Origin of the sequence: Gilvimarinus gilvus (assembly GCF_030518155.1) — a bacterium.
Classification (GTDB): Bacteria; Pseudomonadota; Gammaproteobacteria; order Pseudomonadales; family Cellvibrionaceae; genus Gilvimarinus; species Gilvimarinus gilvus.
Map to the genome: position 1 here is coordinate 1 of NZ_JAULRU010000436.1, position 362 is coordinate 362.

1 protein-coding gene is annotated in these 362 nt (G+C 42.3%); it reads left to right on the forward strand.

The window, feature by feature from the left end; genetic code table 11:
* On the forward strand, window positions 1-362 hold a 362-nt coding region (locus tag QWI17_RS08750; RefSeq protein ID WP_302722142.1), incomplete at both ends, for a DUF3875 domain-containing protein.

The window sequence follows — 362 nt, forward strand, 5'->3', positions numbered from 1 at the left end:
CCTTTGCTGGCAGTAGAGAACAACTGCATTCTTTCTAAAGATGCAGATATTACCGCCTGTTTTGAAGTACGGTTGCCGGAACTATTTACCGTTGCATCGGCAGAATACGAGGCTATTCATTCCGCTTGGCACAAAGCAATCAAAACCTTACCAGACTTTACCGTCATTCACAAACAGGATTGGTACATCAAAGAGAATTACGCTCCCGATTTGGTACAGGAAGACCAGAGCTTTCTGTCAAAATCCTACCAACGTCATTTCAACGAACGACCATTCCTGAACCATTACTGCTATTTGTTTCTGACAAAGACCACTAAGAATAGAATGCGTATGCAAAGCAATTTCAGTTCGCTTTGTAAAGG